Consider the following 18,749-nt stretch of genomic DNA (forward strand, 5'->3'; position numbering starts at 1 on the left):
GCGCCGATTGGCGGCCCTTACCAGGCCGCTTCATAAATATGCTGGCTCTGCACCAAATCGATATCGCCGTGCTCGCCCAGACGGGTCATGCCGTGCTCACCCAGCTTGCCGATCAGAGTGTCGATACCCAGATCTTTCAGACCGTAGTCGCGCAGTCGGGTCTTGACCCCCATCCGCTCGAAGAAGTCGCGGGTCGCGGCGATGGCATCATCGATGCGCTCCGCTTCGCTGCCGCTGTTCAGCCCCCACACCCGCTCTGCGTATTGCAGCAGCTTGGCATGTTTCTGTTTGCGCTTGGCCTGCAGCAGGGCAGGCAGCACCACCGCCAGAGTCTGGGCGTGGTCGAGGCCGTGCAGGGCAGTCAGCTCGTGACCCAGCATGTGGGTGGCCCAATCCTGCGGTACACCGGCACCGATCAGGCCGTTCAACGCCATGGTGGCGCTCCACATGATGTTGGCGCGTACCTCGTAGTTGTGCGGCTCGGCCAGCGCCTTGGGGCCCTCTTCGATCAGGGTCAGCAGCAAGCCTTCAGCGAAGCGATCCTGCACCTTGGCGTTGACCGGATAGGTGAGGTACTGCTCCACGATGTGGACGAAAGCATCCACCACCCCGTTCGCCACCTGACGCTCGGGCAGGGTGTAGGTGAGCACCGGATCCAGCACGGCGAAGCGCGGCATCACGAACGGCGAGAAGAAGTGCACCTTGTCGCCACTGCTGCGACGGGTGATGACGGCACCCATGTTCATTTCGGAACCGGTCGCCGGCAGGGTCAGCACGGAACCGAGCGGGATGGCGGAACGCACTTCGCTGCCGACGGTCTCGAGAATGTGCCAGGGATCCTTGGCCAGATCGTAGTGCGCGGCAGCGGCGATAAACTTGGTACCATCGAGCACGGAACCACCGCCAACGGCGAGCAGGAAGTCGACCCGCTCGGCACGGGCCAGCTCCACGGCCCCCATCAGGGTCTCGTAGGCCGGGTTCGGTTCGATGCCGCCAAATTCAAACAGGGTCATGCCAGCCAGCTCGTTACGGATCTGTTCCAGCAAGCCGCTGCGTACCACGCTGCCACCACCGTAGGTGATCATGACGCGGGCATCGCTCGGGAGCTGCTCGCGCAACTGGGCGATCTGCCCTTGGCCGAACAGGATTTTGGTCGGGGTATGGAGAGTAAAGTTGTTCATCGACATTGCCTTCTTCTGATAGTCAGGGCGGCCTGGCCGCGAAATCGTGATTGCATTTTTCTCCAGAACTATCCTACCATCAAGGCAACATCCTGCTTGATTCTTGCCTATTTCTACAAAGCAGCGAAAACCGGAACTGTCGAATCAAAGAGCCCCCATGCAAAACCGTTACAGCGACCTCGCAACCAGATTGACCCGCCACGTCACCGCCCCCGGCATCACCCCATCACCGGTGAAACAGGTCAACCTCATCTATACCACCGAACACCATGGCCGCACCCCGGTGCTCTACCAACCGCGGATGATAGTGATCCTGCAGGGGCACAAGGTGGGTTATCTGGCGGATCAGGTATTTCGCTACGACCCCAACCACTACCTGCTGATGACCCTGCCGCTGCCCTGCGAGTGCGAGTGCTTCGCCTCCCCCGAGCAGCCCCTGATCGGTTTCTCCATCGAGATCGATCTGGTCATCCTGCAGGAGCTGTTGCTGGAGCTGGGCGATGCCCTGCCCGCCCCCGCGCCGCAAAAGAGCGGCGTCCACTCGGTCCCCCTGTCGGAAACCATGTTCTGCGCCGCCGAGCGGCTGATCGAGCTGATGGACAATCCGCTGCACGCCAGGGTGTTGGGACCGCAAACGGTGCGGGAGATGCTGTTCCACGCCCTCACCGAGGGGGGCGGCCCGGCACTGCAGGCGCTCGCCAATCGCCACAACCATGTGGGCCAGATCGCCCGGGTGCTGCGTATGATAGAGTCCCGTTATGCCGACAACCTCACCATGGAGGAGCTGGCGCGAGAGGTGAACATGAGCGTCTCCGCCTTTCACCACCACTTCAAGGCGGTCACCGCTACCTCGCCGTTGCAGTACATCAAGTCGTTTCGCCTGCACAAGGCGCGAATGATGATGCTGCACGACGGCATCAAGGCGGGCACCGCGGCGGCCAGAGTCGGTTACGAGAGCAACTCCCAGTTCAGTCGGGAGTACAAGCGCTTCTTCGGCAGCACGCCGACGGATCAGGCCTCCCGCTTCCGGGATGGCCAGCTTCGCATCATTGAGGGATAACAGGAGGGATTACTTATGCGTTCACTGCTTTGCCTGTTCACCGCTTTACTGCTGACGGCCTGTACCGGGATTGCCGACGGCATTCGCCCCGTTACCGGCTTCCAGCTCGACCGTTATCTTGGCACCTGGTACGAAATCGCCCGCCTCGACCACAGCTTCGAGCGGGGGCTGGAGCAGGTGAGCGCCACTTACAGCCTGCGGGACGATGGCGGCGTCAAGGTGCTCAACCGCGGCAAGCAGAGCGATGGCAGCTGGCGCGAAGCCGAGGGCAAGGCCTACTTCGTCGGCAACCCGGACGAGGCGCGGCTCAAGGTGAGCTTCTTCGGCCCCTTCTACGGCGGCTACAACGTCATCGATCTCGATCCCGATTACCAGCTCTCGCTGGTGACCAGCTACAACCACGACTACCTCTGGATCCTCTCCCGCTCACCCAACCCGCCCAAGGCGAAGGTGGATGCGCTGGTCGCCAAGGCGAAGTCGCTGGGCTTTGCCACCGACCAGCTGATTTGGGTCAAGCAGACCCCCTGAGACAGCACCGGTGGCGATGCCATCGCCACCGGTTCTCTCCGCCTTTCCCTCTCGAGTTCCTCAACCCTGCTCCGCACAACCACCGCCATACCCAGCCATTCGCTGACGGTTGCCAGATAGACATTGCGCAACAATCCCCATCATCCATCACCCATCAATGGAAGAGAATAGCGATCATATTGTCAGCCCAATATTTATTGTCACCAGGCTCCCCAAAATAATCTGAATGAATGATTAGGGGGCAACAAAATAGCCTGGACGGTGCAGGACTCACCATTTACCAACGAACGATAAACCGACAAAAAGCCCCAACAAGAAACCAATCGAATCCCTTTTTGGGGATTTTTTGTTGCCATCGCAGTAACCAGATGATAAACAGCTCGGCCACCCCAAAATGCATATAAATATTCACTTTAACGAGGTGATTAATTGGAATTTATTAAATTAAGCGGAATTCTTATTATTTTATTGGGATTTTATTTCAAACTCGACACTCTGGCCGTCGTACTGGTGGCCGCCGTCACCACGGCGCTGGTCTCCGGCCTATCCATGACCGATTGCCTCTCCCTGCTGGGTGAAGCCTTCGTCTCCAACCGCATGGTGACGCTGTTTCTGCTGACCCTGCCGATGATCGGCATCTGTGAACGCTACGGTCTGAAACAGCAGGCAGTCACCCTGATCGAGCGGATCAAGAAACTCACCCCGGGCAAGTTCATGACCCTCTATATGTTTATCCGCGAACTGGCCGGCCTCTTCTCGGTGCGGGTTCAGGGTCACACCCAGTTTATTCGTCCGCTGGTCAACCCTATGACTCAGGCTGCTGCTACCAAGGTGCACGGAAAATTAAGCGAAGAGGATGAGGAATATATCAAGGCGCGGGTTTCCGCCACCGAAAACTACGGCAACTTCTTTGCCCAGAATACCTTCGTCGCCTCAGCCGGGGTATTGCTGATCGTCGGTACATTTGAATCTCTTGGATATAGCGTCTCTGCCGTCGATATTGCCAAGGCATCCATGCCAATAGCCATTATTGCCCTGCTGATGGTGGCTATTTCCAATATGTGGTTTGACCGCCAGATGGCCAAGACATATACCGTGAGCAGCGACAAGTAGGGGCAACAATAATGGCGACTCTCATCCCCAACATGCTCGAATTCTTTTATGTGCTGATCGGCGTCATCCTGTTCAGCAGCGCCTGGCGCGTCCTGCGTGACCCCAGCCACCCGGCCAAGATCGGCACCGCCCTGTTCTGGACCATCCTGGGTGTGCTGTTCGCCTTCGGCAGCTATATCCCCAATGTCATCAATGGCGTGCTGATCCTCGCCATGGGGGCCATCACCCTGCTCAAGCAGGTGAAGATCGGCAAGCTGGAGCAGGCGAGCGAGGAGGAGTCCCAGCGCCACGCCAACCGCATCGGCAACCGGATCTTCCTCCCCTGCATCCTGCTGGCCGTGCTGGCGGTGGTGATCGCCCAGTTCACCCCCCTTGGCGGTCAGGTCGGTATCGGTCTGGCGGCGGTCATCGCCTTCGTCATCACGGTACTGCTGACCCGGGCCACCCCCTCCACCGTAGTGGGTGACTCCGACCGGATGATCCAGCAGGTCGGCATCACCGGCATTCTGCCGCAACTGCTGGCTGCGCTCGGGGTGATCTTCAACACATCCGGCGTCGGCGATGTCATCTCCCACGGGATCTCAACCGTAGTGCCGGTCGGCAGCCCCTTCGTCGGGGTGGTGGCCTACTGCCTCGGCATGATGGTCTTCACCATGATCATGGGCAACGCCTATGCCGCCTTCACCGTCATCACCGCCGGCATCGGCATCCCCTTCGTCATCGCCCAAGGCGGTGACCCGGTGGTAGCCGGTGCGCTGGCGATGACCGCCGGCTTCTGCGGCACCCTGATGACCCCCATGGCCGCCAACTTCAACGCCCTGCCCGCCGCCCTGCTGGAGATGAAGGATCTCAACAAGGTGATCAAGGTGCAGGTGCCGATGGCGCTGACGCTGGTGCTGATCCATATCGCCCTCATGTATTTCTGGGCATTCTGACCATTCGGGAGAAGATGATGAAAGTACTGATTACCGGTTTTGACCCCTTCGGCGGCGAGCCCATCAACCCGGCATGGGAGGCGGTCAAACGCCTGCCGGAAACCATTCTGGACGCCACAGTGATCAAGGCGCAGATCCCCACCGTCTTTGGCAAGTCAGCCACCCTGCTGGCAGAGCTGATGCGCCAGTACCAGCCCAACGTGGTGATCAACGTCGGTCAGGCGGGCGGCCGCTTCGCCATTACCCCGGAGCGGGTCGCCATCAACATCGACGATGCCCGCATCCCCGACAACGAGCAGCAGCAGCCCATCGACGAAGTGATTCAGGCCGATGGCGCACCGGCCTACTTCTCCCGTCTGCCCCTCAAGGGGATGGTGCAGCGCATCAAGGAGAACGGCATTCCGGCGGCGGTCTCCAACACTGCCGGCACCTTCGTCTGCAACCACATCATGTACCAGCTGCACTACCTGATCGAGAAAGAGTTCCCGGCGGTGCGCGGCGGCTTTATCCACGTTCCCTACATCACCGAGCAGGTAGCGGACAAGGTGAACCAGCCCTGCCTCGCCATGAGCGAGATTACCCGCGCGCTGGCGCTGGCCATCGAGGCGGTGGTGCTGCAGCAGGATGGCGATATCAAGGTCGTGGGCGGCGAGATCTCATGAGCCTTTGCCAGCCACACCCGCTGTTCGTCTATGGCAGCCTGATGGACGGGCTGTTCAACTACCGCCGCTATCTGGCTCACCACGTGAGCCAGACGCCCCAGCGCGCCCGGGTGCGCGGCGCTCTCTATCACCTGCAGCACAAGGGCTACCCAGCCCTGTTGCAAGGGGATGACTGGGTCTATGGCGAGCTGTTTGTGCTGGACGACTTCCCTGCCGCCATCGCGGCCCTCGACGAGATGGAGAACTTCCACGGCGAGGATGATCCCCAGAGCGAATATCTGCGCCAGCTCATCGAGGTGGAGATCTTCGACCCGGTGCAGGGGCGTTATGTCGGCCAGCAGCAGGCCTACCACTACCGCTACGTGGTGCAGCACGATCCCAAATGGCAGCAGGGCAAGCACTACCTGCCCGACGGCAACTGGCGTGCCTTCCATCTGGCGCAGCTGGAGAGCGCCGCCTGACGGTCAGCGACAATAACAAAGGGCAGCCCGCGGGCTGCCCTTTTCATGGAAGATGGCCTGAGGATCATAGCCGGAAACGGCCGATCTCCTGTTCCAGCCGCTCGGTCAGCGCCTTCAGCTCTGCCGCCTGCGCCGCCTCCTGATTGGCCTGCTCGGCCAGCTCCTGCGAGACGTGGCGGATGTTCTCGGTGTTGCGGCTGATCTCGCTGGTGACCGAGGTCTGCTCTTCGGCCGCCGCCGCGATCTGGGTCGCCATGTCGCTGATGGAGCCGATCGCCTCGTTGATCCGCGCCAGACTCTGGTTGGCGGACTCCGCATCCTCGACGCTGGTGCCCGCCAGCTGGCGACTGGTTTCCATGCCACCCACAGCGCGGCGGGTGGTCTGCTGCAGGGTCTCGATCATCTGCTGGATCTCGTCGGTGGAGTCATGGGTGCGGCGCGACAGCACCCGCACCTCGTCCGCCACCACCGCGAAGCCACGGCCCTGCTCACCGGCCCGCGCCGCCTCGATGGCGGCGTTGAGCGCCAGCAGGTTGGTCTGCTCGGCAATGCCGCTGATGGTGGCCAGAATGCCGCTGATCTTCTGGGCATGGGCATCCAGCTCGTTGATGATCTGGCTGGCATCAGCCACCTCATCCGCGAGCCCGGTAATGCTGCGCTGGCTCTGACCGACCTGCGACTGACCCGCGACCGCCAGCTTGACCGCCTCGCCGGAGGTGGTAGCGGCAAACTCGGCGTTGCCGGCGATCTCCTGCGTAGCGGAGGCCATCTCGGTCACCGCGGTCGCCACCATCACGATCTCGTCCTGCTGCTGACGCACCCGCTGGCTGCGGGAGTGGGCGCCGGCCGCCTGAGCACGGGACTGGGCCGCCAGCTCGACGGTGACATCGCGCAACCGGCTGACAATCCCGTGCAACCGGGCCACGAACTGGTTGAAGTTGCGTGCCAGCTGACCCACCTCATCCTGACTGCGGGTGTCGATATGGACGGTGAGATCCCCCTCGCCGTGAGCGATGTCGTGCAGCGCACCGGCCACCCGGCCCAGATCGGCAAACAGATACTTGAACATGGCGGTGAGCAGGGCGCTGAACACCAGCATCAGCAGCAGCGTCAGCCCCACCAGCTGCCACAGCAGGGAGGCGAGCGGCGCCTCCAGCACGTCGCGGTACATCACCATGGCCAGCAGCCAGTCGGTGCCCGGCACCGGCTGTACCGCCAGCAGCACGTCGCGCCCGTCGAGGGTAGCTGCGTGCAGTTCGTTGTTCTCGCGGCCCCACTGCTGGAAGGTGGCGGCAGAGAGTCCCGGCGCCAGCTCGGCGATGGGCTTGAGCGCCAGCTCCTTGTTGGGGTGACCGACGATGAGGCCGCTGCTGTCGAGCAGCATGGCGTACCCCTCGCCCTGCACCTGCATCGCCAGCACCTCGCCGATCAGCTTGTCGAGCGCCAGGTTGGCCCCCACGGCGCCAACCAGCTCGCCCTGATGGCGCACCGGCTCGGAGAGGGTGACCACCAGCTTCTGCATGGTGACGCTGACATAGGGAGCGGTGACGATGAGCTGCCCCGCCTTCACCGCATCCTGATACCAGGGGCGCTCGCGCGGGTCATAGTTGCCGGTGTTGAGGGAGGGATCCTGGCGGGTCATCACCCCCTGGGTGGAGCCAAAGTAGGTGAGGCCGAAGCCGCCCGAGGTGTAGGCCTGCTTCAGGTGTGGCACCAGCTCGGCCTGCGGGTTGTCGGCGATCAGGTTCACCAGCGCGTGCACCGTGTTCTTGCGATCCGCCATCCAGTCGCCGATGGCGACCGAGTAGGCGTGACCATAGTTGACCGCCTCGCTCTGGATGGCGCTCATGGTGCGGGATTTGAGGGTGTGAAAGGCAACGATGCCGAGCAGTGATGCCATCAGCAGCACTACGCCAAGACTGGTGGCCAGCAGCTTGCCGCGCAGAGAGAGGGTCATGACGACGAATCCTTGTTGTTGTGTCAGGCAGGGAAAACCCTGATGTATCAAAGGCTATCGGCCGCAATATGAACAGACTTTAGTGAATCCGTATATTTTTACATCTATCAACAACAGAGATTGCTACCATAAGTTGGTTGCTCGCTATTCCATGCTATCCAGCAGTGGAGCAATCAGGAGAAGAAACAGGGGGCGGGAGGGACAGACGGTGAACGCCGGAAATGCGAAATGCCAGCTCAATGAGCTGGCATTTATGAAAATGGCAGGGGCGGCAGGACTCGAACCCGCAACCATCGGTTTTGGAGACCGCTGTTCTACCAATTGGAACTACGCCCCTGCAACAAACGAGGCGTAGTATACAAAGTGGAGCTCAAAGGTAAAGGCTTTTTTTACGCTTTCGATGCGATTGCACAAATCCCGAACAAGTCGCGGTTGTTTATGCAGCGAAGCGGGATAACTTGCTGTATTTGCAGCCCTACCGGGGTAGGAATGGGACATAAATGGGGGTAGGGTGAAATCAGGTACCGGGAGGCCACTTATGCTCAATTACCGACTGCTCCAACAACTGGCGCCCCTCAACTTCAGGGATGAACGCAAAACAGAGTCCCTGCCCGCCTATCTTGAACGGGTCGCACCACTGGTGCCCTTTATTCCTGAAAATGTGCTCTCCCAGTGGATTTACCGTCATTGGCGCGGTTTTGAGTCCAACTGGAGCTTTATCGATCTCGCCAACCATCAGTTCACCTGTGAAAGCTGGCCCACCGCCCAACTGGTGGATCAGGTGGACTCCCGCCATATGGAGGTGATCGAGCGCTGGGGCGAGATGCTGCGCAGCAACCGCTATGTGCGTCGCTCCTGGCTCGGCGAGAAGATGCTGAGCGAAGGCACCTGGCCCGAACCTGTCATCGTGCTGGTGCCGGAAGAGGGAGCCAGCTACCCGAACGGTCATCCCCTACCCCGCCCCTACTGCCTGCTGGAAGGACACCACAGACTCGGTTATTTGCGCGCCATGGCCCGCGATGGGGAATCGCTGCAAGAGACGCACAAGGTGTGGATTTGTCGTCATGTTTCCGTTACTTAAACGTTTTTCATGCTGAAATTGGCATCGTAAATAAAATTTTGACAATTAAAAAAGCGGCCCTATAATCTGTCCGGTTTTGAAAAAGGTCGGGACGAAACGATGCAGTTTTTGATTCAGAAAACAGCCTTGCAGACGGGTGGTGCGCACCAGAGCGGCCCCGTTGTTTCCGGTTCCCACCCCAACGATCCCCAGTTATTTTTAAAAAAAGCCCCTGTTTCAGGGGCTTTTTTTTGTGCCCGAAAAACCTCCAATGATGTCAAAGGGAATGCAGACGATGACCAATCCACTCTATAAGAAACATGTCATCTCCATTTCGGACCTGACCCGGTCAGAAATGGAACTGGTAGTCTCAACCGCACAACGGTTGAAGGCTGAACCTGACACCAGCCTGTTGAAAGACAAGCTGGTTGCCAGCTGCTTCTTCGAAGCCTCCACCCGCACCCGCCTCTCGTTCGAGACCGCGGTACAGCGCCTTGGCGGCAACATCATCGGCTTCGCCGACGGTGGCAACACCAGCGCCAAGAAGGGCGAGACGCTGGCTGACTCCATCAAGATCATCGGCTCCTACTCCGATGCGGTGGTGATGCGCCACCCGAAAGAGGGCGCGGCCCGTCTGGCCTCCGAGTTCTCCCGCGTGCCGGTCATCAACGGCGGCGACGGCTCCAACCAGCATCCGAGCCAGACCCTGCTCGACCTGTTCACCATCCATGAGACCCAGGGCCGTCTGGACAACCTCAACGTCGCCTTCGTCGGTGACCTGAAATATGGCCGCACCGTGCACTCGCTGGCCCAGGCCCTCAGCCTGTTCAACTGCCGCTTCTTCTTCATCTCCCCGGAAGCGCTGGCGATGCCGGACTACATCTGCGAAGAGCTGGAAGAGAAGGGCATCCAGTTCAGCGTCCACCAGACCATGGAAGAGGTGATGCCGGAGCTGGACATCCTCTACATGACCCGCGTCCAGAAAGAGCGCTTCGACGAGACTGAATACAAGCACATGGCCGCCAAGTTCATTCTGGAACTGGCGACTCTGGAAGGTGCCAAGCCCACCATGAAGATCCTGCATCCCCTGCCCCGCGTCGACGAGATCGATGTAGCGGTCGACAAGACTCCCCACGCTTGCTACTTCCAGCAGGCGGAGAACGGGGTCTATGCACGCCAGGCGCTGCTGGCACTGGTACTGAACGAAACTGTCTGAGCTTAGGGGAATATCATGTCTGACAAGAACCAACTGCAAGTCGAAGCCATCCGTCACGGCTCCGTCATCGATCACATCCCCGCTGGCCAGGGCATCAAGATCCTCAAGCTGTTCCAGCTGGTCGAAACCCAGGAGCGGATCACCGTCGGCTTCAACCTGAAATCCGGTGCGCTGGGCAAGAAGGATCTCATCAAGATTGAGAACACCCGTCTGACCGAACAGCAGGCCAACCAGCTGGCGCTGTTCGCCCCGAAAGCGACCGTCAACATCATCGAAGACTTCAATGTGGTGAAGAAGCACCAGCTGGAGCTGCCGGAGTTCATCGCCGGGGTGTTCCACTGCCCCAACTCCAACTGCATCTCCCATAACGAGCCGGTTGACAGCTACTTCCGGGTGCGCGAAGTGAAAGGCGTGGTACGGATGAAGTGCAAATATTGCGAGAAGTCCTTCACTCAGGACATCGTCAGCGAGCGTTACTGATATCTGATTGGGCCCCGCGGGGCCCATTTTTGAACCCTGTCACATCACCGAATTTCCAGTCAGCTATAATTTGCCATCGCAAGATGGTAATGCCCGCTCATTCCCTGCATATAGGCTGATTATCAGTGTTTTTACCTGATAACTGACTGCTATGGCAGATATAGCGCGTTTACCTCCGGTCATCATCAAAGGAATTCGCCGTGGTCAAAACCCTCAGTCGTCCCGTTGCCCAAGAGCCCGATCTGGCCCAGCTGGATGCCTGTCGCCAGATCATCGGTCAGCACTGCTACAGCACCCAGGAAGAGATCCGCCGCGAGCTGTCGGAGCGCGGCTTTGCCGACATCAGCCAGTCCACCATCTCCCGCCTGCTGCGCCGCCTCGGCGTGGCCAAGGCCCAAAATGCCAACGGCAAGAAGGTCTACACCCTGGTCGACGAGCAGCTGGAACCCGCCGGCAGCACCCGCTCGATCCACGACATGGTGCGCGAAGTGGTACACAACCAGCAGATGGTGCTGATCCACACCACTCCGGGAGCCGCCACCGTGGTGGCTCGCCTGCTGGATCGCAACGCCAATCCCGAGATCATGGGCGCCGTCGCGGGCAATGACGTTGTGCTGGTCGCGCCGCGCCATATCAGCCGCACCCGTCAGGCCCACGCCGCCGTGGTGCGCACCCTGGCGCAGGCCCGCTAACCCCTTCCATCGAATGCATCGAGGCGACCTGCGGGTCGCCTTTTTGTTGCCTGCGACTTTGTGTCCATCACTTCTTGCGCCCATAAAAAACGGGAGCCCGCAGGCTCCCGCTTCATCTTGCATGTCATCCCTCAGGAGAGCACGGCACCCAGGCTCAGGCAGACCACGATCAGCACGGTCAGGATACCGAGCAGCGGAGCCACCCATTTCAGCCAGCGCACATAAGGCACCTTGGCGATGGCCAGACCACCCATGACCACGGCGGAGGTCGGGGTCACCAGGTTCACCAGACCGGAGGCAGACTGGTAAGCAGTCACCACCAGATCGCGGCCCACGTTGGCGAAGTCGGCCAGCGGCGCCATGATCGGCATGGTCAGTACAGCCAGACCGGAGGAGGACGGCACCAGGAAGGAGAGCACCACTTCCAGCACGAACATCACGTTGATAAAGACGATAGTGGAGAGGCCGGTCACGATCCCTTCTGCACTGTGCAAAATGGTGTGAGTGATCATGCCGTTATCCATTACCACCACGATACCGCGGGCGATACCGATGATCAGCGCCACACCCAGCAGGTCGCGGGCACCATCGATAAAGTTGGAGGTCAGCTCCTCTTCGCTCATGCGGGAGATAAGACCAACGATGATGGCGGCAGCCAGGAACACGCCGGAGATCTGCGCCATCCACCAGCCCAGCACGGCCACACCGTAGATCATCACGGCAAAGGCGGCGACGAAGATACCCAGCACGATTTTACGGGTCAGGGTGAACTCCAGCATCTGGTCGCTCTTGTTGCCAAGGAAGTGGGCACGGTTCTCTTCCCACTTGTCAGCTACCAGGGATTTGCTCGGATCGCTGCGCACCATCTTGGCGTAACGCATGACGTAGGCAACGCAGAGCAGCCAACCGGCGACCAGCATGGCGACGCGCAGCCAGATACCGTCGGTGAAGGAGATACCGGCCGCATTGGCGGCAATCACGGTCGCAAACGGGTTGATGGTGGAACCGAGAGTACCGATACCAGCACCCAGCAATACGGTTGCAGCCGCCACCACAGGGTCGAAGCGTGCGGCCATCATCACCGGCACCAGCAGGGTGTAGAAAGGCAGCGACTCTTCGGCCATCCCGTAGATGGTGCCACCTGCGGCAAACAGCGCCATCAGGATCGGGATCATCCACTCTTCACGGCCGCGCAGGCGGTCGGTCACACGTTCAATACCGGCATCGATGGCACCGGTCTTGGTCACAATGCCAAGAAAACCACCGATGATCAGGATAAAGAGGGAGACGTCGATGGCGCCTGCCTCATAGGTGTCGTGGTTATAGAGGCCATCGATAGGTGCCAGCAGCACATCGACGATCCCCTGGGGATTCCCCTCCACCAGTTTGTAGGTACCCGCCACCGGCACTTCTTTGCCGAGGGCTTCGTTCATGGTCATCTCGTATTTGCCGGCCGGCACTATCCAGCTCAGGGCGGCCACCAGGGCGATCAGCACAAACAGTATCGTGTAGGCTGACGGGAACTTGAATTTGGTCATGGTCCAGCTTCCTTCTGTGGGTGTGGTATCCATGCAGGCTGCGGGTTGTAGGGTTAGAGGTATTATGCCGCTGTCACATGGTCGAAAAGCCGGGGGTCGCCCCCCGGCACCACTACTGCGACCTTAGTCGCCCAGCGTAGCAACCATCACTGCCTTGATGGTGTGCATCCGGTTTTCGGCCTCGTCGAACACGATGCTGTGCTCGGATTCGAACACGTCCTCGGTCACTTCCAGGCCTTTCATGCCATATTTGTCAGCCACTTCCTTGCCCATGGTGGTCTCGTCGTTGTGGAACGCCGGCAGGCAGTGCATGAACTTCACATCCGGGTTCTTGGTGGCGTTGATGACATCCATGTTGACCTGATACGGAGTCATCAGTTTGACGCGCTGATCCCAGGCTTCTTTCGCTTCACCCATGGATACCCAGACGTCGGTGTAGAGGAAGTCAGCACCCAGCACACCCTCTTTCACATCTTCGGTCAGGGTGATGCGTGCGCCGGTCTCTTCGGCGATCAGGCGGCACTTGGCAACCAACTCCTCTTCCGGCCAGAAGGCTTTCGGCGCAACCAGGCGGATATCCATGCCCATTTTGGCGGCGCCGACCATCAGGGAGTTGCCCATGTTGTTGCGGGCATCACCCAGGTAGGCGAACTTGATTTGATCCAGACGCTTGCCCTTGCCGTGCTCCAGCATGGTCATGAAGTCGGCCAGGATCTGGGTCGGGTGGAATTCGTTGGTCAGGCCGTTCCAGACCGGGACACCGGCGTAGGCGCCCAGCTCTTCCACGATCTCCTGACCGTAGCCGCGGTATTCGATACCGTCATACATGCGACCCAGTACACGGGCGGTGTCCTTCATGGACTCTTTGTGACCGATTTGGGAACCGCTTGGGCCAAGGTAGGAGACTTGCGCGCCCTGGTCGAAGGCCGCCACTTCAAACGCACAGCGGGTACGGGTGGAGGTCTTCTCGAAAATCAGGGCGATGTTCTTGCCGACCAGATGCTTGCGCTCGTAGCCACCGTATTTGGCTTTTTTCAGGTCGATGGCCAGGTCGATCATGTATTGGATTTCGCGCGGGGTGAAGTCCAGCAGTTTCAGGAAGTTACGGTTACGCAGATTAAAAGCCATGATGAGTTCTCTCTATATATGTTTCAGACCAGTTCGGGCAGTAGTGTTGACTACGCATTCTCAGTACAGATATCGGTAATTACGCATGTACGGTGCGGGTGGCGACGATATTGGTGCCGGCTTCACCTTTGAGGATGGCAAGACCATCTTCCAGCGAGCCGATGCCGACCATGCCGCCGGTCGCTTTGACAAATTCACAAGAGGCTTCGACTTTCGGCCCCATGGAGCCGGCATCGAACTTGACCCCGGCCAGCTCGTCCGGGCTGGTGACTCGCAGCGGACGCTGGGTCGGTTTGCCCCAATCCAGATAGACGGCATCGGCATCGGTCAGGATCAGCAGGGCGTCGGCCTTGATCTGCTTGGCCAGATAGGCGGCAGACATGTCCTTGTCGATGACGGCTTCGATACCGGTCAGGCTCTGGCCATCCCAAGTCACCGGGATGCCGCCACCACCGGTACAGATGATGAGGTGGCCCTGGGCAATCAGAGTTTCGATGGCGTCGCCTTCAACGATGCGCTGGGGCAGCGGGGACGGCACTACACGGCGGAAGAACTTGCCGTCAGCCTTGACCACCCAGTGCTTCTCTTCTGCCAGGGTGCGGGCTTCAGCCTCTTCATAGACGGGGCCGATAAATTTGGTCGGATTGGCAAATGCCGGATCCTCGGGATCGACCTGCACCTGGGTCAGCAGCGCGGTGACGTTGCGGCTCGGCATCAGGTTTTTCAGCTCCTGGATCAGCATGTAGCCGATCATGCCCTGAGACTCGGCACCCAGCACATCCAGCGGATAGGGGGATACCTTGGTGTAGGCGCTGTTTTGCAGGGCCAGCAGGCCGACTTGCGGGCCGTTGCCATGCACCAGCACCACGTTGTACTCCTGAGCGATCAGTGCGATGGTCTTGGCGGCAGTTGCAATATTCTTGCGCTGGATATCCGCTTCCAGTGGCTCACCACGACGGAGCAGAGCATTGCCACCCAGAGCGACGACGACAGTTGGTTTTTTCATAGTGGTTAATCTCGAGTTTGGTTCTGTGTGGCGCCAGCCTCTGCCGGCGCCACGCCGTCTCATCAGATGCTGTCGCGTTCCATCGGGCAGCTCATGCAGCGGGCGCCGCCGCGGCCACGGCCCAGTTCATCACCCGGGATGGAGAGAACTGTGATACCGGCCTTGTCATACTTCTCATTGGTGTAGGTATTGCGCTCGTAGCCCACCACCACGCCGGGACGCACGGTCAGCACGTTATTGGCGTCGTTCCACTGCTCGCGTTCGGCTTCGAAGCTGTCACCGCCAGTGGTGATGATCTTCAGCTGATCCACGCCCAGTGCTTTCTCGATAGCAGTGACGAAGTAACCCTCTTCCTTGATGTTCATGCCGGTGGCGCCGCCCGGAGTCAGGCTCCAGCACTGCACATCCTTGCGGATCACTTCCGGATAGACGGAGAAGGTGTCGATATCCATATGGGTCATGACGGTATCCAGGTGCATGCAGCTGCGGTGTTTCGGCAGTTCCATGGCGATGACCTGTTTGGCCTGACCATGTTTGAACAGGCTGCGAGCCAGATGCTCGACACCTTGCGGGGTGGTGCGCTCGGACATGCCGATCAGCACGGCGCCGCGGCCGATAACCAGTACGTCGCCACCCTCGATGGTGGAGTTGTCGTAGTCACGATCCTCGTCACCGAAGTACTTGATGAAGTCCTGACCGGCAAACATCGGGTGCCAGCGATAGATAGCCTTCACGTGGTTGGTCTCGCGGCGACGGGCTGGCTTGGCCATGGGGTTGATGGAGACGCCGCCATAAACCCAGCAGGAGGTATCACGGGTAAAGAGGTGGTTGGGCAGCGGCTCAATGATGAAATCGGTCGGTGCGTGCATGCCTACTACCATGTTGACGCCGCTGTAGGGCATCTCGGAGTAAGTCAGACCGCCAGAGAGAATGCGGGCCAGTTCGCGGTGCGGCATGTCAGCCAGGAAGCAGCGCACATCGTTGGCAAAAGAAGAGCCGAGGCGATAGTCGGAGACCTGATGTTGCAGCAGCCAGGTTTTGGCTTCCGGCACATCCAGGGTTTCGGCCAGCAGATTGGTCAGCAGGAAAACTTCGACATTCTGATCGCGCAGTACCTGAGCGAATTTGTCGTGCTCCTGACCGGCACGTTCAACAGACAGGACGTCATCGAACAGCAGATCCTGGCAGTTGGAAGGAGTCAGACGCTTCAGACTGAGGTTGGGGCGGTGCAACATGACACGGCGCAATTGGCCAACTTCAGAACCTACATAAAATTTGCTCATGATTATATTCCGTCTAGCAGTGGTCCCTGCGAGTGATTGAATAGATTCCTTCTATTCATGCTCGTGGCTAAGGCGGGATATTCTTTATGTAGGGTAATCGGCTTGTGTTCTATCCTGCCCTTGCCTTTCGAGACCGAGGTTAGCCCTGCTAATCACGACAAACTTAGACATTGATCACATTCACTCAGAACTGAATATATTCACCGTCCAATCTATGACCCCGGTAGCAAATTGCGCATTTTCCACACAAAGCTCACCGAATAATCATGCAAAACCACCCCGCTATATTTCAGGTTGATTCATTTTTTATTCATGCCAGTTCACTGTGACGATTAAATGCAAATAACAAAAACCGTTAAAAATCATTACAATAAGCAAGATTTCAAATATAATTTGAATATTACTCCCTAGGTATTGAATACATCGCCGTGACGGGAGGAATGCGGGAGAAATAAATACTCACATCGACCACATTCACTGCATAAATCTTTTCTTGTTCCAGATCATGGCATTGATGCCAACCCCATCAGGCTCAGCCCCATAAGTCACCACCTCTTTGTGCGGTTCAACTTAATATGCACAAAGTCCGCATCAAGGTGGGCAACCATCCTCGTCGGTCACCACAACGCCTTTTGATACTTTTTTCATTAATTGAATTTATTCGTCTCACCTTGCGCTGGCGCCAACCTCGACTTAACTCAGAAAGTGATCCAGATCACACAGGAATGGCACTACCAAGGAGTTGTTATGAAGATGAAACCCATGCTGTTGCTCGCGACTTTGCTGCTCTCTGCGCTCCCCACCCTCAGCCAGGCTGAAGGTGCCCCTGCCATGCCCATGGTGGTCTGCCATGTCGACAAGGCCCCCCAGATGCTGGTGCCCGACTATGTCTGCCGCTGGCATGGAGGCAGTGTTCACTATTAACCTGCAGAACGAGAGGAGCATCACTCCTCTCGCCTTGTGATGAGCCAACCCCCTCCTATACTGAAATCAGCGGTTTTCTCATGGATAGGGGAACGTCATGATCTTGTTGGTCGGTGGAGAGAAGGGGGGGAGTGGCAAGAGCTGCTTGGCACAAAATCTGGCGGTTTACCTCAGATCCCAATTTCAGGGGGAGGTGTTACTGGTCGACTGCGACCCGCAGCGCACCACCTCTGACTGGATTCAGGAGCGCAACGACAACCCGGAGCTACCACAAATCAACTGCGTGCAGCTCTATGGCAATATTCGCAACGACCTGCTCAGCCTGAAAAACCGCTACGACTACGTCATCGTCGATTGCGGCGGGCAAGACAACCGGGCACTGCGATCCACCATGGCTGTCGCCACCCACGCCTTGATCCCCTTGCGCCCGAAACGCCGTGACCTCAAGACCCTGCCCCACATGGAAGATCTCATCACCACCTGCAAGATGGTCAACCCGACCCTCAATGCAGCCGTAGTGCTGACCCAGTGCCCCGCCCTGCCCAATCAGGTAAAACGCATTCTGGAAGCGAAAGAGGTTTGCTCCTCGTTCGGTGTCGACGTCCTAAACGCCATCACCTATGGCCGCAACGTCTATGACGACAGCGAAGAGAAGGGACTGTCGGTGATGGAGATAGAGCCGGATGGCAAATCCGCCGAAGAGATCCGGGCCATCGCCAAAGAGTTCCTGCAAGTGGGGGTGTGAGATGGGTCTGGCCGATCTGAAGAAAAAGCACCAGCTGCATCACCAGAAGAAGTTCACCGTCGACGAATTTATCGAAGATGCGGAGTTCTATGCCAAGGGCAAACCCAAGGTGGTCAGCCTTGAACTGGGCCTGCATCGTGACGAAGCCTTGTCGGCGCTGGCCTTTATCGAGAGCGGCGAGCACCTGAAACCCAGCTACAAAAAAGCCACCTTCTCCATGAGCACGGTGGCCATCGACGAGCTGGGTAATCTGACCCAGCAAGATGGCATGAACAAGTCCCTGTTGCTGCGCCTCTTTACCCACTACTTCTCTTCGCTGACTCCTGAAGAGCGCCAGACCATCTATGAGCGGCTCAACCAGCGTTCATAATTTCTCCATTCAGCCGCTCTTTTTCTGCCTCGCCAACTCACCCCGAATGACCATCATCAGACTGCAACATCTGTTTCTGAAGCAACCAAAATGCCGCGTAAGAGATCTGCCATTCCACATGTAAGTCAACAGCCTAAAAGATCCCCGAGATAATCGGAAGATAAGATCTTAAAACATGAAGAAGATATACTTAACTAGCTGTTTATAAATGAATAAATTGAAACTCATCACTTTCGAAATAGCTAATGACAAAAACGTTTTCCAATCTGGCGTTGTAGCCGGTTAGAAAATCCTTATAGTTACTCATGCACGGACGCAATGAAGTCGGTCAGGAAGACTGGCTGCCAGGGTTGGGCAAATGGACTCACCACAGGATGTGGTAAAGGACACCTCCCAGGACGGAGAAAGTG

The 18,749-nt window shown here is 58.5% G+C and carries 20 protein-coding genes and 1 tRNA gene; 14 read left to right on the plus strand and 7 right to left on the minus strand.

The window, feature by feature from the left end:
• Positions 1 to 17: 17 nt before the first annotated feature.
• Positions 18 to 1,181, minus strand: coding sequence for an alcohol dehydrogenase (gene yqhD, locus G5149_RS10520; protein ID WP_040070066.1), 1,164 nt, complete (start codon positions 1,179 to 1,181; stop codon positions 18 to 20).
• A gap of 157 nt (positions 1,182 to 1,338) precedes the next feature.
• Here yqhD and G5149_RS10525 point away from each other — a divergent pair, with 157 nt between their 5' ends.
• The 6 genes from G5149_RS10525 to G5149_RS10550 all read left to right on the plus strand — a co-directional run bounded on the left by G5149_RS10525 (position 1,339) and on the right by G5149_RS10550 (position 5,940).
• On the plus strand, positions 1,339 to 2,241 hold the full coding sequence (locus G5149_RS10525; RefSeq protein ID WP_421206339.1) for an AraC family transcriptional regulator: 903 nt from the start codon (positions 1,339 to 1,341) through the stop codon (positions 2,239 to 2,241).
• A 15-nt stretch (positions 2,242 to 2,256) separates the two neighbouring features.
• The gene (locus G5149_RS10530) at positions 2,257 to 2,769 is read left to right on the plus strand and encodes a lipocalin family protein (RefSeq protein ID WP_005356301.1); all 513 of its coding nucleotides are present in this window, start codon (positions 2,257 to 2,259) and stop codon (positions 2,767 to 2,769) included.
• A gap of 429 nt (positions 2,770 to 3,198) precedes the next feature.
• Entirely contained in the window at positions 3,199 to 3,882 is a 684-nt protein-coding gene (locus G5149_RS10535; protein WP_421212408.1) for a DUF969 domain-containing protein, read from the plus strand.
• Positions 3,883 to 3,893: 11 nt separating this feature from the next.
• Complete coding sequence (locus tag G5149_RS10540) at positions 3,894 to 4,817, plus strand: DUF979 domain-containing protein (RefSeq protein WP_421212409.1); 924 nt, start codon at positions 3,894 to 3,896, stop codon at positions 4,815 to 4,817.
• 14 nt (positions 4,818 to 4,831) lie between these two features.
• A complete protein-coding gene (gene pcp, locus G5149_RS10545) occupies positions 4,832 to 5,479 on the plus strand; it encodes a pyroglutamyl-peptidase I (RefSeq protein ID WP_421212410.1) in 648 nt (215 codons plus the stop codon).
• Complete coding sequence (locus G5149_RS10550; RefSeq protein WP_421212411.1) at positions 5,476 to 5,940, plus strand: gamma-glutamylcyclotransferase family protein; 465 nt, start codon at positions 5,476 to 5,478, stop codon at positions 5,938 to 5,940. The genes pcp and G5149_RS10550 overlap by 4 nt, the downstream gene beginning before the upstream one ends.
• A 64-nt stretch (positions 5,941 to 6,004) precedes the next feature.
• Here G5149_RS10550 and G5149_RS10555 read toward each other — a convergent pair whose 3' ends face one another.
• Both G5149_RS10555 and G5149_RS10560 read right to left on the minus strand, forming a co-directional pair.
• A complete protein-coding gene (locus G5149_RS10555; RefSeq protein ID WP_421212412.1) occupies positions 6,005 to 7,897 on the minus strand; it encodes a methyl-accepting chemotaxis protein in 1,893 nt (630 codons plus the stop codon).
• Between the two features lie 260 nt (positions 7,898 to 8,157).
• Positions 8,158 to 8,234: transfer RNA gene (locus G5149_RS10560), tRNA-Trp, on the minus strand.
• A 201-nt stretch (positions 8,235 to 8,435) separates the two neighbouring features.
• On the opposite strand from G5149_RS10560, the gene G5149_RS10565 reads away from it, so the two are divergent.
• The 5 genes from G5149_RS10565 to G5149_RS10585 all read left to right on the plus strand — a co-directional run bounded on the left by G5149_RS10565 (position 8,436) and on the right by G5149_RS10585 (position 11,345).
• Positions 8,436 to 8,978 (plus strand): hypothetical protein, encoded by a 543-nt coding sequence (locus tag G5149_RS10565; RefSeq protein ID WP_421212413.1) that lies wholly within the window; start codon positions 8,436 to 8,438, stop codon positions 8,976 to 8,978.
• A 99-nt stretch (positions 8,979 to 9,077) separates the two neighbouring features.
• Entirely contained in the window at positions 9,078 to 9,272 is a 195-nt protein-coding gene (locus G5149_RS10570) for a hypothetical protein (protein ID WP_013724188.1), read from the plus strand.
• Entirely contained in the window at positions 9,253 to 10,173 is a 921-nt protein-coding gene (gene pyrB / locus G5149_RS10575; RefSeq protein WP_005339735.1) for an aspartate carbamoyltransferase, read from the plus strand. Before G5149_RS10570 ends, pyrB begins: the two co-directional genes overlap by 20 nt.
• Positions 10,174 to 10,188: 15 nt before the next feature.
• The gene (gene pyrI / locus G5149_RS10580; RefSeq protein WP_005339730.1) at positions 10,189 to 10,653 is read left to right on the plus strand and encodes an aspartate carbamoyltransferase regulatory subunit; all 465 of its coding nucleotides are present in this window, start codon (positions 10,189 to 10,191) and stop codon (positions 10,651 to 10,653) included.
• Between the two features lie 200 nt (positions 10,654 to 10,853).
• Positions 10,854 to 11,345: an arginine repressor gene (locus G5149_RS10585; RefSeq protein ID WP_005339728.1), complete on the plus strand. Its 492-nt coding sequence runs from the start codon at positions 10,854 to 10,856 to the stop codon at positions 11,343 to 11,345.
• Positions 11,346 to 11,476: 131 nt separating this feature from the next.
• On the opposite strand, the gene G5149_RS10590 is transcribed toward G5149_RS10585, so the two are convergent.
• The 4 genes from G5149_RS10590 to arcA form a co-directional block, all read right to left on the minus strand.
• A complete protein-coding gene (locus G5149_RS10590; protein WP_005339725.1) occupies positions 11,477 to 12,883 on the minus strand; it encodes a YfcC family protein in 1,407 nt (468 codons plus the stop codon).
• A gap of 123 nt (positions 12,884 to 13,006) precedes the next feature.
• Complete coding sequence (gene argF, locus G5149_RS10595; protein ID WP_005339721.1) at positions 13,007 to 14,011, minus strand: ornithine carbamoyltransferase; 1,005 nt, start codon at positions 14,009 to 14,011, stop codon at positions 13,007 to 13,009.
• A 79-nt stretch (positions 14,012 to 14,090) separates the two neighbouring features.
• Positions 14,091 to 15,017: a carbamate kinase gene (gene arcC / locus G5149_RS10600; RefSeq protein ID WP_216979908.1), complete on the minus strand. Its 927-nt coding sequence runs from the start codon at positions 15,015 to 15,017 to the stop codon at positions 14,091 to 14,093.
• A gap of 62 nt (positions 15,018 to 15,079) precedes the next feature.
• The gene (gene arcA, locus G5149_RS10605) at positions 15,080 to 16,300 is read right to left on the minus strand and encodes an arginine deiminase (protein WP_139412110.1); all 1,221 of its coding nucleotides are present in this window, start codon (positions 16,298 to 16,300) and stop codon (positions 15,080 to 15,082) included.
• A gap of 747 nt (positions 16,301 to 17,047) precedes the next feature.
• Between arcA and G5149_RS10610 the strand changes: the two genes are divergently transcribed.
• From G5149_RS10610 to G5149_RS10620, 3 genes are all read left to right on the plus strand, one after another.
• The gene (locus G5149_RS10610; protein WP_216979907.1) at positions 17,048 to 17,224 is read left to right on the plus strand and encodes a hypothetical protein; all 177 of its coding nucleotides are present in this window, start codon (positions 17,048 to 17,050) and stop codon (positions 17,222 to 17,224) included.
• A gap of 97 nt (positions 17,225 to 17,321) precedes the next feature.
• A complete protein-coding gene (locus G5149_RS10615) occupies positions 17,322 to 17,969 on the plus strand; it encodes an AAA family ATPase (protein WP_005339716.1) in 648 nt (215 codons plus the stop codon).
• Position 17,970: 1 nt separating this feature from the next.
• Positions 17,971 to 18,339 carry a hypothetical protein gene (locus G5149_RS10620; protein ID WP_005339715.1) on the plus strand — a complete coding sequence of 123 codons (369 nt, stop codon included), beginning with the start codon at positions 17,971 to 17,973 and terminating at the stop codon, positions 18,337 to 18,339.
• Positions 18,340 to 18,749 lie beyond the last annotated feature (410 nt).

It is taken from the genome of Aeromonas sp. 600479, assembly GCF_049175515.1.
Lineage (GTDB): Bacteria > Pseudomonadota > Gammaproteobacteria > Enterobacterales > Aeromonadaceae > Aeromonas > Aeromonas veronii_A.

Bases quoted from the DNA above. Each gene is read 5' to 3' on its own strand.
- G5149_RS10615 (WP_005339716.1), top strand. From the start codon at position 17,322: ATGATCTTGTTGGTCGGTGGAGAGAAGGGGGGGAGTGGCAAGAGCTGC.
- yqhD (WP_040070066.1), bottom strand. From the start codon at position 1,181: ATGAACAACTTTACTCTCCATACCCCGACCAAAATCCTGTTCGGCCAA.
- G5149_RS10555 (WP_421212412.1), bottom strand. From the start codon at position 7,897: ATGACCCTCTCTCTGCGCGGCAAGCTGCTGGCCACCAGTCTTGGCGTA.
- pcp (WP_421212410.1), top strand. From the start codon at position 4,832: ATGATGAAAGTACTGATTACCGGTTTTGACCCCTTCGGCGGCGAGCCC.
- G5149_RS10570 (WP_013724188.1), top strand. From the start codon at position 9,078: ATGCAGTTTTTGATTCAGAAAACAGCCTTGCAGACGGGTGGTGCGCAC.
- G5149_RS10530 (WP_005356301.1), top strand. From the start codon at position 2,257: ATGCGTTCACTGCTTTGCCTGTTCACCGCTTTACTGCTGACGGCCTGT.
- G5149_RS10620 (WP_005339715.1), top strand. From the start codon at position 17,971: ATGGGTCTGGCCGATCTGAAGAAAAAGCACCAGCTGCATCACCAGAAG.
- G5149_RS10525 (WP_421206339.1), top strand. From the start codon at position 1,339: ATGCAAAACCGTTACAGCGACCTCGCAACCAGATTGACCCGCCACGTC.
- pyrB (WP_005339735.1), top strand. From the start codon at position 9,253: ATGACCAATCCACTCTATAAGAAACATGTCATCTCCATTTCGGACCTG.
- argF (WP_005339721.1), bottom strand. From the start codon at position 14,011: ATGGCTTTTAATCTGCGTAACCGTAACTTCCTGAAACTGCTGGACTTC.
- G5149_RS10590 (WP_005339725.1), bottom strand. From the start codon at position 12,883: ATGACCAAATTCAAGTTCCCGTCAGCCTACACGATACTGTTTGTGCTG.
- arcC (WP_216979908.1), bottom strand. From the start codon at position 15,017: ATGAAAAAACCAACTGTCGTCGTCGCTCTGGGTGGCAATGCTCTGCTC.
- G5149_RS10565 (WP_421212413.1), top strand. From the start codon at position 8,436: ATGCTCAATTACCGACTGCTCCAACAACTGGCGCCCCTCAACTTCAGG.
- G5149_RS10610 (WP_216979907.1), top strand. From the start codon at position 17,048: ATGAAGATGAAACCCATGCTGTTGCTCGCGACTTTGCTGCTCTCTGCG.
- G5149_RS10550 (WP_421212411.1), top strand. From the start codon at position 5,476: ATGAGCCTTTGCCAGCCACACCCGCTGTTCGTCTATGGCAGCCTGATG.
- pyrI (WP_005339730.1), top strand. From the start codon at position 10,189: ATGTCTGACAAGAACCAACTGCAAGTCGAAGCCATCCGTCACGGCTCC.
- G5149_RS10540 (WP_421212409.1), top strand. From the start codon at position 3,894: ATGGCGACTCTCATCCCCAACATGCTCGAATTCTTTTATGTGCTGATC.
- arcA (WP_139412110.1), bottom strand. From the start codon at position 16,300: ATGAGCAAATTTTATGTAGGTTCTGAAGTTGGCCAATTGCGCCGTGTC.